Source organism: Nocardioides sp. Leaf285 (assembly GCF_001422955.1).
Classification (GTDB): Bacteria; Actinomycetota; Actinomycetes; order Propionibacteriales; family Nocardioidaceae; genus Nocardioides; species Nocardioides kribbensis.
The window spans coordinates 195,378-209,572 of record NZ_LMNH01000002.1 but is presented as its reverse complement, the minus strand read 5'-3'; the positions used below and the strand labels follow the sequence as shown (position 1 = coordinate 209,572).

14 protein-coding genes are annotated in these 14,195 nt (G+C 76.9%); 9 read left to right on the top strand and 5 right to left on the bottom strand.

The genetic code is table 11. The features are described from left to right. The first annotated feature begins 70 nt into the window (after positions 1–70). From ASF47_RS06160 to ASF47_RS06135, 6 genes are all read left to right on the top strand, one after another. A complete protein-coding gene (locus ASF47_RS06160) occupies positions 71–535 on the top strand; it encodes a hypothetical protein (protein WP_056863145.1) in 465 nt (154 codons plus the stop codon). Next, the gene (locus tag ASF47_RS06155; RefSeq protein ID WP_056863144.1) at positions 535–1,539 is read left to right on the top strand and encodes a hypothetical protein; all 1,005 of its coding nucleotides are present in this window, start codon (positions 535–537) and stop codon (positions 1,537–1,539) included. The genes ASF47_RS06160 and ASF47_RS06155 overlap by 1 nt, the downstream gene beginning before the upstream one ends. Next, the gene (locus ASF47_RS06150) at positions 1,536–3,062 is read left to right on the top strand and encodes a hypothetical protein (RefSeq protein ID WP_056863143.1); all 1,527 of its coding nucleotides are present in this window, start codon (positions 1,536–1,538) and stop codon (positions 3,060–3,062) included. The genes ASF47_RS06155 and ASF47_RS06150 overlap by 4 nt, the downstream gene beginning before the upstream one ends. A gap of 112 nt (positions 3,063–3,174) precedes the next feature. Beyond that, positions 3,175–3,627, top strand: a complete 453-nt coding sequence (locus tag ASF47_RS06145) for a hypothetical protein (RefSeq protein ID WP_200918975.1) — start codon at positions 3,175–3,177, stop codon at positions 3,625–3,627. A gap of 74 nt (positions 3,628–3,701) precedes the next feature. Continuing rightward, complete coding sequence (locus ASF47_RS20985; protein WP_056863142.1) at positions 3,702–4,667, top strand: hypothetical protein; 966 nt, start codon at positions 3,702–3,704, stop codon at positions 4,665–4,667. Then, on the top strand, positions 4,664–6,151 hold the full coding sequence (locus ASF47_RS06135; RefSeq protein ID WP_056863141.1) for a hypothetical protein: 1,488 nt from the start codon (positions 4,664–4,666) through the stop codon (positions 6,149–6,151). Before ASF47_RS20985 ends, ASF47_RS06135 begins: the two co-directional genes overlap by 4 nt. An 11-nt stretch (positions 6,152–6,162) precedes the next feature. Here the strand turns inward: ASF47_RS06135 and ASF47_RS06130 are convergent, their stop codons facing one another. After that, positions 6,163–7,620, bottom strand: coding sequence for a VWA domain-containing protein (locus tag ASF47_RS06130; RefSeq protein WP_056863140.1), 1,458 nt, complete (start codon positions 7,618–7,620; stop codon positions 6,163–6,165). Continuing rightward, a complete protein-coding gene (locus tag ASF47_RS06125; RefSeq protein WP_056863139.1) occupies positions 7,617–8,498 on the bottom strand; it encodes an AAA family ATPase in 882 nt (293 codons plus the stop codon). Before ASF47_RS06125 ends, ASF47_RS06130 begins: the two co-directional genes overlap by 4 nt. Before the next feature lie 227 nt (positions 8,499–8,725). Here ASF47_RS06125 and ASF47_RS06120 point away from each other — a divergent pair, with 227 nt between their 5' ends. Together ASF47_RS06120 and ASF47_RS20980 are read left to right on the top strand one after the other, a co-directional pair. After that, entirely contained in the window at positions 8,726–9,163 is a 438-nt protein-coding gene (locus tag ASF47_RS06120) for a hypothetical protein (RefSeq protein WP_056863138.1), read from the top strand. Between the two features lie 121 nt (positions 9,164–9,284). After that, positions 9,285–9,485, top strand: a complete 201-nt coding sequence (locus tag ASF47_RS20980; RefSeq protein WP_156697772.1) for a hypothetical protein — start codon at positions 9,285–9,287, stop codon at positions 9,483–9,485. Between the two features lie 152 nt (positions 9,486–9,637). Here the strand turns inward: ASF47_RS20980 and ASF47_RS06115 are convergent, their stop codons facing one another. The 3 genes from ASF47_RS06115 to chrA all read right to left on the bottom strand — a co-directional run bounded on the left by ASF47_RS06115 (position 9,638) and on the right by chrA (position 12,723). Then, positions 9,638–10,408, bottom strand: coding sequence for a crotonase/enoyl-CoA hydratase family protein (locus ASF47_RS06115; RefSeq protein ID WP_056863137.1), 771 nt, complete (start codon positions 10,406–10,408; stop codon positions 9,638–9,640). A 357-nt stretch (positions 10,409–10,765) separates the two neighbouring features. Then, a complete protein-coding gene (locus ASF47_RS06110; RefSeq protein ID WP_056863136.1) occupies positions 10,766–11,299 on the bottom strand; it encodes a gamma carbonic anhydrase family protein in 534 nt (177 codons plus the stop codon). Between the two features lie 62 nt (positions 11,300–11,361). Continuing rightward, positions 11,362–12,723 (bottom strand): chromate efflux transporter, encoded by a 1,362-nt coding sequence (gene chrA, locus ASF47_RS06105; protein ID WP_056863135.1) that lies wholly within the window; start codon positions 12,721–12,723, stop codon positions 11,362–11,364. Positions 12,724–12,957: 234 nt separating this feature from the next. Between chrA and ASF47_RS06100 the strand changes: the two genes are divergently transcribed. Then, positions 12,958–14,106, top strand: a complete 1,149-nt coding sequence (locus tag ASF47_RS06100) for a hypothetical protein (protein WP_156697771.1) — start codon at positions 12,958–12,960, stop codon at positions 14,104–14,106. Positions 14,107–14,195: the final 89 nt, after the last annotated feature.

Genomic DNA, 14,195 nt, shown 5'->3' with positions numbered 1-14,195 from the left:
GGGCCGCCGAGGTCGGGCACGGTCCTGCCACAGCACCCGGCCCACCGCCCACCCCCCTCGGAGGTCCACGATGTACGGCGACCCCTCGGCCCTCCTCGGTCTCGCCCGCCGCATGCGTGACGTGGCGGGCGACGTCCGCGCCGAGGCCGACCGGCTGGTGGGCCGGGCGGAAGCCACCACCTGGACCGGCGTCGCCGCCGACGCGGTGCGCCGGCGGGCCCGGCAGCGGGCGGGTGACCTGCGGCGCACGGCCGCCCTCCACGACGCCGCCGCCGAGGCCCTCGAGCGCCACGCCCGCGAGGTCGACCGGCTGCGCGAGCTCATCGCCGCGGCCGAGCGCCGCCTCGCCCGGCTCCTCGACGCGGTGCGCGAGCGCGCCGACGACTGGCTGGACCCGCTCGGCGGGCGGCTCGACGACTGGACCGGAGGACTGGCCGACCGGCTCGAGCGGATCACCCCACCGCCCCCGGGCCACCGCGACTGGCTCGACCTGGAGCTGCCGGGCCTGCTGCCCGGCCTCGGGAGTGCGGCCTGATGACGACCCGGATCGACCTCGGTCGTCTCGACGGCGCCGGGGCCGAGCACGAGGCCGCACCCGGACCCGGACCCGGACCCGGGGCCGGGGCCGGCCGGGAGAGCGCGGATCCGCGCCGGGTGCGGGTCTCGCGGCGCGCGGCCGAGGCCCTGGGGCGCCGCCTGGAGTCACCGATGCCGTGGCAGGTCGCCCGCCGCACCGGCCCCGACCGGACCCTCGACGGCTCGATGCGTCCGGCGCCCGTGCCGCCCCACGACCCCGACGACACGACCGACCCGTGGGAGGAGCTCGGCGGGCTCGGCCTGGTCGACGCCTCCGGCCGGCTCTTCCCGGAGCTGCCCGGCGCCCTCGACGTGCTGGCCCGCCCCGAGACCGCGGTCGACCTCGACCTCGTCGTGCGACGCCCGACGACGGGCGCCGCCCCGGTCGCCGCCCCGGGTGACGGCGCCGGGCCGGGCGGGTCGACCGACGTCCAGCTGCGCGCCTGGCACCGCCGGCGCGCGGGACGGGTCACCGCCGTCGCCACCGCGGGCGCGCAGGTGGAGATCGGCTGGTTCGACGACCGCTCGTGGGCCGCGGAGCTGGCCCGCGTCGCCGCGGTCACCAGCGCCCTGGCGCCCACCCCGCCGGCGCGCGACCTCACCCTGCCCCACGAGCTCATGCTCGGCGTGGGCGTGGCGCGCCGCACCGACGCACCCCGGCTCACCGAGGAGCTGCTGCGCCGTCACCTGCCGCACATGCGCGTGCCGGAGGGCGCCGACGCCCGTGAGCAGGTGCAGCTGCTGCACTCCGGGGTGGTCGGACGCCTGCGCGCCGTGGTCTCCGGCCAGGGCGACGACGGCCGTCGCAAGGTCGGCTGGGTGAGCTGGCTGCTCTTCAGCGACGGCTGGCGCACCCTGCGTCCCCACGTCGACTCAGGGGTGTCCCAGGTCGGGGTGCACCACGTCGAGCCCTCCGCCCTGGGCCGCGAGGTGGCCCGGCTCGTCGCCGGGGTCGCGTCGTGAGCGCCCCAGGCGACCCCACGGTCACCGACGCACCGGGCCACGCCCTCCCGCCCCTGACGTCGCTCACCGGCGGCGCGACCGGCCTCGCGGCGAGCTGGCCGCAGCTGGTCGCGCTGGCCTCGGCGTACGACGCCTCCGGGGACCGGCTGCGCGACTGGGCGGGCGAGGGGTCGCGGGTCCTGCTCGACGCCGACCTGCTGGCCTCGGCGCCGCTGGCGCCGCGCACGTTCGCAGCGGCCGAGGCCGCCGTGGTGGCCGCCTGCGCCGGACCGGACGGGGCGCTGGCCGCCTCCGCGGCCTGGGAGACCGACGCCGTGATGGTGCGGGTGACGCTGCACTGGCTGCGCGAGAGCGACGAGCTGGTGCGGGCCACCTTCGAGGCCGTGGACCTGCTCGCCGGCCGGGCGGTGGGCTTCACGCTGACCGCCTCGGCCCCGCTGTGGCTGCCCGGCGCCGTGGTCGTGGGCGGGGCGGCGGCCCTGCTCTGGCCGACGCTGCTCCGGCCGGCGCTGCCGCCGTCGGTGCGGCGCGACCTCGACCGGGGCCTGACGGGGGTCGGCCGGCTCACCGAGCAGTGGCTGCTCGAGCACCCCGGGCTGGTGCAGCACCTCGCCAACGGCGGCGGCGGGCTGCTCGACGGCCTCTGGGACGGGCTCACGCCGGCGACACCGGGCGGTCCCTTCGGGCCGCCGTCGTCGACCCCCGACACCGAGTCGGCCGCGGGCCTGCTCGCCGCGCTCTACGACGACCGCACCGGTGTCGCGGTGCCGCGCGGCGACCTCGCGGTGGGCCTCGGCGCCGTCGCCCCGGCCACCCTCGCCGGGCTGCTGACCCACCTCCAGCAGGTCGCCGCGCTGTCGGGGCCCGACGGGCGCGGGGCCCCGGGGGCCGTGGAGGTGCAGACGCTCCACGGGCCCGACGGCCAGGTGCGCCACGTCGTCTACCTGCCCGGCACCGACGACCTCGGCACGCTGCCGTGGACCCAGGACTCCGACGTGCGCGACATGGCGACCAACTACCTCCTGCTCGCCGGCGAGAGCAACGCCTACCAGGACGGTGTGGTCGCCGCGCTCGAGCAGGCCGGGGTGCAGCCCGACGAGCCGGTCCTGCTCGTGGGTCACTCCCAGGGCGGCATGACCGCCGCGGCCCTGCTCGCGCAGGGCAGCCCGTACGACGTCACCCACGTCGTGACCGCCGGCTCCCCCACCGCCCACCTCGACGGCTTCCCGGCCGGTGCCCACGTGGTGTCGCTGGAGAACCACGGCGACGTCGTGCCCCTGCTCGACGGCGAGGACAACCCCGACACCGCCGAGCAGCTCACCGTCGGCTTCGACGCCGGCGGCGCGGGCGTGGTGGGCCACCACGGACTGCCGGCCTACGTCGCCGGCGCCGCAGCGCTCGACACCTCGACCCACCCCGGCGTCGTGGAGCAGGTCCAGAGCCTCACCGCCGCCGGCTTCCTCGACCCCGGCGGCCACTCCACCGCCTCCAGCCAGGTGCTCCAGGTGGTCGCCGAGCGCTGAGACCACTGCCGACCACGGGCCGACCACGGGCCCCGACGCGGGGCCGGGGCCGTGGTTTCGCCGCCCCGGGCCCGGGGAAAGCGAGCGCACGAGGAGAGGCGAGGGAGGCACGATGTACGGCGACACCGACGTCATGCGCAGGCGGGTGCTGCAGCTGCGCGAGCAGGGCGGCGACATCCGCGCCCTGGCCGACCGGCTGGTCGCCCGCACCGAGGCCGTCGGCTGGAGCGGACGGGCCGCCGAGGCGATGCGCGAGCGGGTCAGGGAGCGCGCCGGGCACCTGCGCGACGCCGCCGCCGACCACGACGCCGCCGCCGACTCCCTGGAGCGGCACGCCCAGGAGGTCGGCCTCCTGCAGGAGACCATCGGCGAGCGCGAGCGACGCGCGGCGACGCTGGTCGCCGACGCCCGCGCCCGCGTCGCCGCGGTGCAGGCCCACGCCGACGCCGACGCCGCCCTCGGGGTGCGACGTCTCGCCGACCCGGCCGACGAGCAGGTCGCCGGCTTCGACGCGCCACCCGCGGGGCACCGCGACTGGCTGAGCGTCGAGCTCCCGGGCCTGTGACCCTCCACCCCCGGGCCGCGTGAGCCCGTGACCACGTCCGGCCCACCCCCCGACACCGTCTCGAGAGGACGCCGATGCCCACCATCGACCTGAGCAACCCGCCGCCCCCGGCGGCCAACCTGCTCGACGCGCTGCCGCGACGGGTGGCCCTCACCCTGGCCGAGCTGCACCTGGTGGCCGAGGCCGCCGGAGGCGCTCCGCTGCCGTTCGCCCCGACGCCCGCGCCCGCCGCGGGCCCGGGCGGGCTGGACGGTCGCCTCGGCTCGAGCCGCGGCACGACGGAGGACGCGGCGTACGCCTCGGCGCTGTCGTCCCTGCACGACCCCGAGGCCTCGCTGGGCCGTCGTGGCCTGCTGGCGGGCGGCGAGGTCGACTCCGGCCTTCTCGGAGCCGTCGGCCTGCTCGCCACGCCTGTCGTCGCCCTCGACGTCGACCTCGCGGTCGGCCCCCTGCGCTGCAAGGCCTGGCACCGCCAGGCCGGGGACGCCGTCGCCACCCTGGCGACGGCCGACGGCATCGTCTTCGAGCTGGCGTGGTTCCCGGTCTCCCAGTGGGCCATGGAGCTGGCCCGGGTGGCCGTGGTGCCCGAGGACCTCGCGCTGACCACCTCGCAGGTGCCGGCGGTGCTCGACGCCCCCTTCGCGCTGGTCGACGCCGCGGGCGAGGCGGTGCGCTCGGGGCGCAGCGACCTGCTGCCGGTGCTGGTCGCGCAGCACACCGGCCGCACCCGCTCGATGAGCAGGACCGGCGCCGACGAGCGGTGGGCCGGTCGGCAGACGACGCTCGACGACGCCGCCACCGTGGGCGCGCTCGGCGCCCTGACCACCGAGGCACGGGGCCGCCTGCGGGCGTTGGTCGCCGACGTCTCCGGCGCGAGCACCAGTGTGGTCGGCGTCGTCTCCTGGGTGCTGCTCGCCGACGGCTGGCGCGCGCTGCGCCCGCGCCACGTCGACGACGAGCACCGGGTGGGCGTGCACCGCGTCGAGCCGCCCGACCTCGCCGCCGAGCTGGCGCCCGTGCTCGCCGAGGTGACCCGGTGACCGGGGACCTGCCCGACCAGGGCACGCCCGCCAGCGGACCCGGCAGCGGACCCGGCGGCGATCTCCTCGGGGAGCTCCTCGGCCGGCGGCCCGACGGGTCCGCCGGGGCCGCGGGAGACGCAGCGGCAGCGTCACCCGCGCCGCGCTCGGCGGTGGAGGACGCCGACCTCGCCGACAAGTACGACCAGATGATGCGGCTCGCCGACGAGTTCGACGCGGCTGGCCAGCACGTGCGCGAGCGGGCCCGCCTCGGCGTGGAGATCCTGCGCGACCCCGACGTCGCCGACTCCGCCGACCTCTCCCGGTCGACCTGGGCGCGGGCCGAGGACGACATCCGCGCCGCCACCGCCGGCAAGCACGGCCTGCTGACCCGCTCCATCGAGCTCGACGCCGACGCGCTCGTGCTCCGGGCGACGGTGCTGACCTACCGGTGGATCGACGAGCTGCAGTCGGCGGCCTACGAGACCCTCGGCTCCATCGCCGGTCGTGCCATCGGCTACCTCGCCCCCGGCGTGGCCCTGGGTGGCGCGATCGTGTCGGCCGGGCTGATCGAGACCGACGCCCTCGACCGTGACGGCGTGGCGGCCTACCTCAACGAGCTGGCCGAGAACAACCCCGAGCTGATGGACCACGTGAGCAGCGGCGGCGGTGGCCTGCTCGACGGGCTGCAGATGCGCTCGATGCTCACGGTCGGCGTGCTCGCGGGCGACACGCAGCGGGTCGCGGCCGCCGGCGGTCTGCGCGCCGCCGGGGTCACCGACTTCCCCACCGACCTCGGCTCCGCCCTGCGCGACGTCGCCGGCGGCCTCGTGGACGACGGGGCCCCCGGCGTCGCGGACGCGCCGGATGCCGGCGGCGCGGACGGGCCCGGCGTCCCCGGCGCGGACGACCCGGTGCAGCGCGCACCCCGCAGCATCGAGGAGCTGCTGACCGCGCTGGCCGCAAGCCGGCGCAGCGTCACCGTGCAGCGGGTCGGCCCGCAGCGCTACATCGCCTACCTGCCCGGCCCCGAGGCCGGGGAGGGCCGGCTGCGGCTGGTCGGGGGCGACCACACCGCCTACGACGCCGAGGTCGTGGCCGCGGTGGAGCGCGCCGTGGCCGGCGACGAGGGCGCGCGCGTGATGCTCGTCGGGTCGGCGCAGGGCGGTGTGACCGCCGCCGAGATCGCCGCCACCGTCGCCTCGCCGCACTTCGTGGTCGACCAGGTCGTGACCGCCGGCGCGCCGGGCGCGCAGGTGACGCGCGTGCCGGAGACCACACGGGTGCTGTCGCTGGAGGACCGCTCCGACCCGGTCGCGCTGCTCGGGTCGCTGGTCAACGCCGGTCTGCCGCACCGCGTCACGGTGGTCTTCGAGGGGGCCTCGGCCCGCGCCGACGGCACCAGCGTCTACCTCGCCGGTGCCCGGGCCGCCGACAGCGCGACCCACCCGGAGCTGCGCGCGGAGATCCAGCGCATCCAGGGGCTGGGCTACCTGGCCGGCTGACCCGGGCCGCCTCACAGCACCTGGTGGACGAACTCCCCGAGCTGGGTCAGGTTGCGGCACTCCACCATCGGCACGACCTCGCCGTAGCGCGACGCGGCGGAGTCACCGGTGTCCCAGTGGCGCCGGTGCTCGGGGTTGAGCCACCAGGAGTGACGGATGCCGGCGGTCAGCTCGCGCAGCACGTCGAGGCGGAGGTCGGCGTAGTTGGAGCGGGCGTCGCCCAGCACCAGCAGCGACGAGCGCGGACCCAGCGCGTCGGGGTGCTCCTCGGCGAAGCGGGTGAGGGCGCGGCCGTAGTTGGTGCGCCCGAAGCGGGCGGCGTGGGCCGCGCTGGCCGCCAGGTCGCCCATCACGTCGACGAGGTCGGCGCCGGGGCGGAAGTACGGCGTCACCTCGTGCACGTCGTCGACGAAGGTGAAGGCGCGCACGGCCTGGAACTGGTCGCGCAGCGCGAAGACCAGCAGCAAGGTGAACTGCGCGAAGTGGGCCACCGACCCGCTGACGTCGCACAGCACGACCAGCTCGGTGCGGTGGGGCCGGCGCGGCTTGTGGTGGGTGGTTAGGGGCACGCCACCGGTCGACATCGACGCCCTCACCGTGCGCCGGAAGTCCAGTGGGCCGCGACGTCGCGAGTGGTGCTCCTGGGTCAGCCGGCTGGCCAGGCGACGTGCGAGCGGGTGGATCTCGCGCCGCATCTCCTCCAGGTCGGCGCGACGCATGGAGAGGAAGTCGAGCCGGTCGATGGTGGGCCGCATCGCCACCGAGGCGACGTGGTCGGGCCCCTTTTCCTCGCCGATGCGGCGGCGCGCGTCGGCCTCGACGGTGCGGGTGAAGGCGCCGATCCGCTGGGCGGCCGCGCGGTCGGCCTCCTCGTCGCCGCGACCGCCCGCGACCAGCCCGGCCACGATCTTGTCGACCAGCTCGCCGGGCGCCACGCGCTGCAGCGCGGTGTAGGCCGACCACGAGGACAGTCCCGGGCCGCGGCCCGGCATCGCTCCGAAGCGGCCCACCATCTCCGCGGCCATGCGCGCGAGGGCGTCGTCGTCGCCGGCCAGCAGGGCGTCGAGCAGGCGCTCGCGGAAGTCGGTGAGCGCCGCGGCGTTGTCGCGCACGCCCTCCCCCGCGGCGTCGGGGCCGTCGGGAGCGTCGGGCCCGTCGGGCTCGCCGTCGGGCGAGGTGTCGGCGGTCGAGCCGCCGGGGGTGCCGTCGAGCCCGAGGCCGCCGTCGCCGACCAGGCGCGGAAAGTAGAGGTCGAAGAGGGCGTCGAAGGTGGGTCGCTGGGCGCGACGCTTGACCAGCGTCGCGGCGTACCCCTCACGGACGAGGGCCCGGTCGTCCCAGCTCAGCGCGGTGAGCGCGGCGATGGCGTCGAGGTCCTCGGCGAGCGAGACCGGGAGGCCGGCGGCGCGCAGCGCCTCGAGGAAGGCGATGTGCCGCTCGAGGAGGCCGCTCGTGCCGGCCGCGGTCATGCCCGCAGCCGCAGCTCGCGCACCGCGCGGTCGTGGTCGGAGGCGTGCTTGAGCACGACCCCGAGGGTGTCGGTGACGGCCTTGTCGTCGAGGTCGCGGATCTCGAGGGCGATGAGGGTGCGCGCCCAGTCGACCGACTCCGCGATCGACGGCGCCTTCTTCAGCTCCAGCTCGCGCATCCGGCCCACCATGACCACCAGCTGCTCGGCGACGCGGTCGTCGAGCCCCGGCACCTGCGAAGAGACGATCTCCCGCTCCCGCTCGGCGTCGGGGTAGTCGAGGTGGAGGTAGAGGCAGCGGCGCTTGACCGCCTCGGAGAGCTCGCGGCTGGCGTTGGAGGTGAGCACGACGAAGGGCCGGCGCACCGCGGTCACCGTGCCGAGCTCGGGGATCGTGACCTGGAAGTCCGAGAGCACCTCGAGCAGCAGCCCCTCGACCTCCACGTCGGTCTTGTCGACCTCGTCGATGAGCAGCACCGTGGGCTCCTCGCGCCGGATGGCGGTGAGCAGCGGGCGGGTCAGCAGGAACTCGTCGGTGAAGATGTCGTCGTGGGTGGCGCTCCACTCCTGCGCACCCTCCTGGGCCCCCTGCGAGGCCTGGATGCGCAGCAGCTGCTTCTTGTAGTTCCACTCGTAGAGCGCGCGGGCCTCGTCGAGGCCCTCGTAGCACTGCAGCCGCACCAGCTCGGCGTCGCAGGCCCGCGCGACGGCCTTGGCCAGCTCGGTCTTGCCCACCCCCGCCGGGCCCTCGACGAGCAGCGGCTTCTCCAGCGCCCCCGCGAGGTAGGAGGTCGTCGCGGTGGGGGTGTCGGCGAGGTAGCCCGCCGCGGCGAGCCGCTCGACGGCCTGCGCCGGGGAGGAGAACCAGGAGGAGGTCATGGCCCCATCCTGTCCCACCGGCGGTGCCGCCGGGCGCGGGACCGGTCTGGACCGGCCGGTGCCTCGCCGGTCGGGAGGGTCACCTCGGTGCGCGCGGGTCGTTGAGAGGGGACCACGAGCCCCGGCGGGGTCCGTGGGCGTGGTTCCGGGACCCGCAGCTCCCCCTCCCCCCCCGTCACCCACCTCCGCGGTCGCCGCCGCCGGTGGCCCTCCCCCAGGAGCCCGCCATGCACCCCTCCGCCGACGTCGCCCCGCCGTCGACCCCGCCGTCGACCCCGCCGTCGATCCCGCCGTCGATCGCGCCGCGGACACCGCCGCCGCTGGTGGCCCGGCTGCTGGTCGGGGTCCGGCTCGCGGTGGTGGTGCTCCTGGCCGCGCTCGTGGTGGCGCTCGTGCTCGGCCCGCGTACGACGGAGCCGTCCGGGTCGGCCCCGGGGCTGAGCGCCGAGCCCGTCGCCGACGTGCCCGACCGGGTCGACGCGCTGATGGCCCGCCACCGCTGCTCCACCCTCGGCCTCGGGCCCGACGTCATTCCCGCGCAGGCGCTGCTGCGCGGGCGCGACGGGGTGGTCCGGGTGACCGGCTTCGACCGGGGCTGGGCCGCGTGGACGGGTGAGGCCCCCGGTGAGCTGGTCGCCGTGTGCCTCGGACCCGCTCCTCGCTGAGCCCCGCCCCTCGCCGGACCCCGCGGGGACCGCTCGTCGTGCCGGACCGGCCGCCCGGCGCATGCCGCGGGGATCCACGGCCGGGGCCGTCACCCCCGGACCCGAGGCTCGTTGGAACGTCATGCGACGCCGTCCTCCCGCCGCCGCCGTGACCGCGGTGCGAGCCGTGAAGGCCACGGTCTTCACGCTGCTGATGATCCTGCTGGTCGGCCTGCCGCTCGGCGGCGGCCAGGGCGTCGGGTCGGCCGGCACCGGCGGCACCGGCGACGGTCCGGGCGCGCCGCGCCAGGCCGCCGTCACCGTCCTCGGCCCCGGCGACTGACCCCGGGACCCGCTGCCGGGACCCGCTGCCGGGACCCGCCGTTGGGACCCGCTGCCGGGACCCGCTGCCAGGACCCGCTGCCAGGACCCGCTGCCAGGACCCGCCGCCAGGACCCGCCGCCCGGCGCGCTGCCAGGACCCACCGTCGAGGGGTCAGAAGGCGCCGTGCCGCCCGGCCCCGGACGCGAAGCGGGCGGCGCCCTCCAGCGCTCCCGCCGCGAGCGAGGCCCGGCCGTGGTCGAGCTCGACGGCCAGGGCCTCGGCCTCGGGCAGTCCGTCCTGCTCCAGCAGCGAGAGCCGGTCGTGGCGCAGGCACTCCTGGGGGAGACCCGCGAGCTCGCGGGCGAGGGTCTCGGCCGCGGCGCGCGCCCCGCCCGGGGAGACCACGCGGTTGACCAGGCCGATCCGCTCAGCCTCGACGGCGCCCACCGGACGGCCGGTGAGCACGAGGTCGAGGGCCCGGGAGGCGCCGATCAGGCGGGGCAGCCGCACGGTGCCGCCGTCGATCAGCGGCACGCCCCAGCGCCGGCAGAAGACGCCGAGCACGGCGTCCTCGGCGGCGACCCTCAGGTCGCACCACGCGGCCAGCTCGAGCCCGCCCGCGACGGCGTACCCCTCGATCGCGGCGACCACCGGCTTGCCCAGCCGCATCCGGGTGGGACCCATCGGGGCGTCCTGGTCGACGTCGTCGACCCGGTTGCCGTGCTCGCCGCCGACCGCCTTGAGGTCGGCTCCGGCGCAGAACGTGCCTCCCTCGCCCCACAGCACCGCCACTGACTGGGTCTGGTCGGCGTCGAAGGCCCGGAAGGCCGCGGCCAGCGCGGCGGCCGTGGGACCGTCGACGGCGTTGCGGGCGTGCGGGCGGTGGAGCACCACGGTGGTGACCGGCCCCTCGGTCTCGACGCGTACGGCGGGAGCGCTCATGCCGGCAGCGTAGGACCCACGCACCGCCCGCCCCCGGACGTCATGCGCACCGTGGATGCGCATCCACCTCTCGTATGACGTCGCCGCCGCGCCGCCGCAACCGCCACGGGACGTCATGCGCACGGTGGATGCGCATCCACCTCTCGTATGACATCCCCGCCACCCCGCCGCGACCCCCGCACCGCCCGCCCCCGGACGTCATGCACACCGTGGATGCGCATCCACCCCTCGTATGACGTCACCGCCGCGCCCGCCACGCCGCCGCGCCCGCCACCCCGCCGCGCCCGCCGCAGGACGTCATGCGCACCGTGGATGCGCATCCACCCCTCGTATGACGCCCGCGACGGACCGGCCCGCTCAGTCCTCGTCCACCGGGCCGGCGCCGGCGGCGTGGCGGCGGGCGAGGTCCTGGTAGTAGCGGGCGTTGGACTCGATCCACGGCTCGGAGCTGCTGCCGGCGACGGGCTTGACCGCGCGGGCGGGGACGCCGGTGGCCACGACGCCGCCCTCGATGACCGCGCCGGGGGTGACCACCGAGCCGGCGCCGACCAGGGTGCGCGCGCCGATGCGGGCGCCGTCGAGCAGGGTGCTGCTGTTGCCGATGAGCGCCTGCTCGCCGACCTCCGCGCAGTGGACCACGCAGGAGTGGCCGATCGAGGCGTTCGGGCCGACCGTGAGCGTCTCGCCGGGTGCGGCGTGGAGCACCGAGCCGTCCTGCACGTTGGTGCCCTCGCGCACCACGATCGTGCAGATGTCGGCGCGCAGGACCGCGCCGTACCAGATGCTCGCGCCGGCCTCCACGGTCACGTCGCCGATGAGGGTGGCGGTGGGGGCGACGAAGGCGTCGGGGTGCACGGTGGGGCGCTTGCCCTCGAACTCGTAGAGCGGCATGGAGCCATTCCACACTCTCCCGGGCCCGCCGCGCGCGGCGGGCGCGCCGCCCGACCCACGGCTCAGCCGGCGAGCAGGTGCACGACCACGCCCGCGACCGCGCAGACCCCGAGGGTCCGCAGCACGGGCCAGCCCCGGCCGAGCACCAGCAGCAGCCCGAGGGCGGTGACGGCGAGGGCGGCGGGATCGAGCGAGGCCGGCACGGGCAGCTCGAGGGCGAGCGGCCCGCGGTCCACGCGCACCGTGTCGGTGAAGAGGGTGTGCACCGCGAAGTAGACCGCCAGGCTCGCGATCACCCCGACCACCGCGGCGGTGATCCCGGTGAGGGCGGTGCGCAGGGCGCGGTTGCCGCGCAGCCGCTCGACGTACGGCGCGCCGAGCAGGATGAAGACGAAGCAGGGCACGAAGGTCACCCACGTGGTCAGCAGCGCCGCCAGCACCGCCGCGAGCCAGGGGTCGAGCGTGCCGGGATCGCGGTAGGCGCCCACGAACGCGACGAACTGCACCACCATCACCAGCGGCCCCGGCGTGGTCTCGGCCAGCGCCAGACCGCGCACCATCTCGCCGGGGGCCAGCCAGCCGTAGACGTTGACCGCCTGCTGGGCCACGAAGGCCAGCACGGCGTAGGCCCCGCCGAAGGTGATGACGGCCGTGCCACCGAAGAAGAGCCCCTGGTCGACGAAGACGCTGTCGCGCCCGGCCAGCACCGCCGCCACGGCGACGGGGGCGGCCCACAGCAGCAGACCGAGGCCGAGCACGCGCAGCGAGCGGGCGGTGGAGGGGCGCTCGGTGTGGAGCGCCTCGTCGCCGATCAGCGGGGCGGGGCCGTCGTCGGCGAGCGGCGGCGGGGCGGCGCCCAGCCCGGGCAGCCGGGTGCCGAGGGCCCAGCCGAGCACGCCGGCGGCGAGCACGACCACGGGGAAGGGCACCCCGAAGACGCTCAGCGCCACGAACGACGCCAGCGCCAGGCCCACCAGGGCCGGGTGGCGCAGCGCCTTGCGCGAGAGGCGGGTGACGGCCTGCACGACGATGGCGACCACCGCCCCGGCCAGGCCGAGGAAGAGGCCCTCGAGCAGGGTGGTCTCGCCGTAGCCGACGTAGAGCGCCGACAGGGCCAGCAGCGTGACCACGCCGGGGAGCACGAAGAGGATGCCGGCGACCAGGGCCCCACGCACGCCGTTGAGCAGCCAGCCGACGTAGGTGGCGAGCTGCTGGGCCTCGGGGCCGGGCAGCAGGGTGCAGTAGGACAGCGCGAAGAGGAACCGCTGCTGGCCGATCCAGCGGCGCTCCTCCACCAGCGTGCGCTGCATGACCGCGATCTGGCCGGCCGGTCCGCCGAAGGTCTGCAGCGAGATGAGGAACCACGCGCGCGTGGCCTCCCGCAGCGGCACCACGTCGGCGGAGCGTGCGTCGCGCTGGCTCATCGGCGTCCTCGGGGTCGGTGCGGGCGGGCGGTCGTGCGGCCCGTCGAAGTCTAGTGATCGAGTGGGGTTTGCGGGGCGGGCGGGTGCTCCGACCACCACCCTGCCCGCCGCCGGCCTCATGAGGGTCGTCGGGAAGGACCGGCGGCGGCCCACAACGAAACCGACGCGGGGCGCGTCGACAAGGGGACGGCCGACCGCCGGCCCGTCGCGCCACCCTCCCGCGAAGGACCCCCGATGACCACCCACCTCCACCCGACGCCTCGCACCCCCGACCCCGCACCTGTCCCGGCACGCGCTCCTGCCTGCGTCCGTGCGACCGTCCCTGCCCGGCGCGCGCCCGGCGTCGTGCGGGCCACCGGGCTCACGGCACTGGCAGCGGTGACGGCGGCGGTGCTGGCGGCGCTGGCGCCCGTCACGGCCACGGCGCTGCCACCCGCCGGCGGCGGGGCGCCGACCTCCACGGTGTCGACGGCGACGGACCGCGCCGTGCCCAAGACCGTGCTCAACCCCGGGCAGCTCGAGCGCGGAGCGGGCCCCCGGGTGCCCCGGGTGCTCGGCACCTCCATCGTCGACGGCTCCCTGGAGGTGCCGGTCGACGCCGACGAGATCGACCTGCTCGGCCCCGCCGGCGACGACTACGTCGTGGTGGCCTACGACGCCAGCGGCGGCGTCGTCGAGCGGGTCTCCCCCGACGGGTCCACCCGGGTGCTCCGCGAGAGCAACATCGGCCTCAACGAGCTCTCGAGCGACGGCAGCCAGCTCTTCGACGTCGTCACCCGCGGGCGCGACCGCACCGTGGTGCGGGTGCTCGACACCACCACCGGCGAGGTCACCGCCCGCCGCGGCTTCCCCGGCTTCGTCGACGTGCTCGACGCCGCCGACGGCGTGGCCGTGCTCGGCGGCACGGCGCCGCGCCGCACCATCTCCTGGGACACCGCCACCGACGAGACCACCCGGATCGTGAGCCGCCAGGGCTACCGCGCCGACCTGGCCGCCGACCGGCTCTCGACCTTCTCCGGCGACCCCTACGACGGCGGCTGCAGCCGGATCACCCCCCTCAGCGACCCGGCCCGCACCCTGTGGCGCTCCTGCGACGACATCGAGGTGGCCGCCTCCCCCGGAGCCGGTCGCCTGCTGACCGTGCCGCTGCTGCTCGACGGCCCGCTGAGCGAGGTCGCCGTGCGCGGCGCCGCGGGCCGGCTGCTCGGGGGCTACGGCACGCGGGGCACGTTCGGTCCGCTCGTCTGGGAGGACGACCGCACCGCGTTGATCACGGTCTACGGGGTCCGCAGGACGGCCGTGGTGCGGTGCACCGTCGCCGGCCCGGCCGAGGACCGCACCTGCGAGCGCGCGACGCGGCTGATCCCGACTCCCGGCCTCTGACCCGACGCGGCGGAAAGCCGGCGCGGTCGGGTCAGGTCGGGCCCCCACGGGCCGATGGACCAGACCGTGACCGGCTCCCCCCGAGGCCC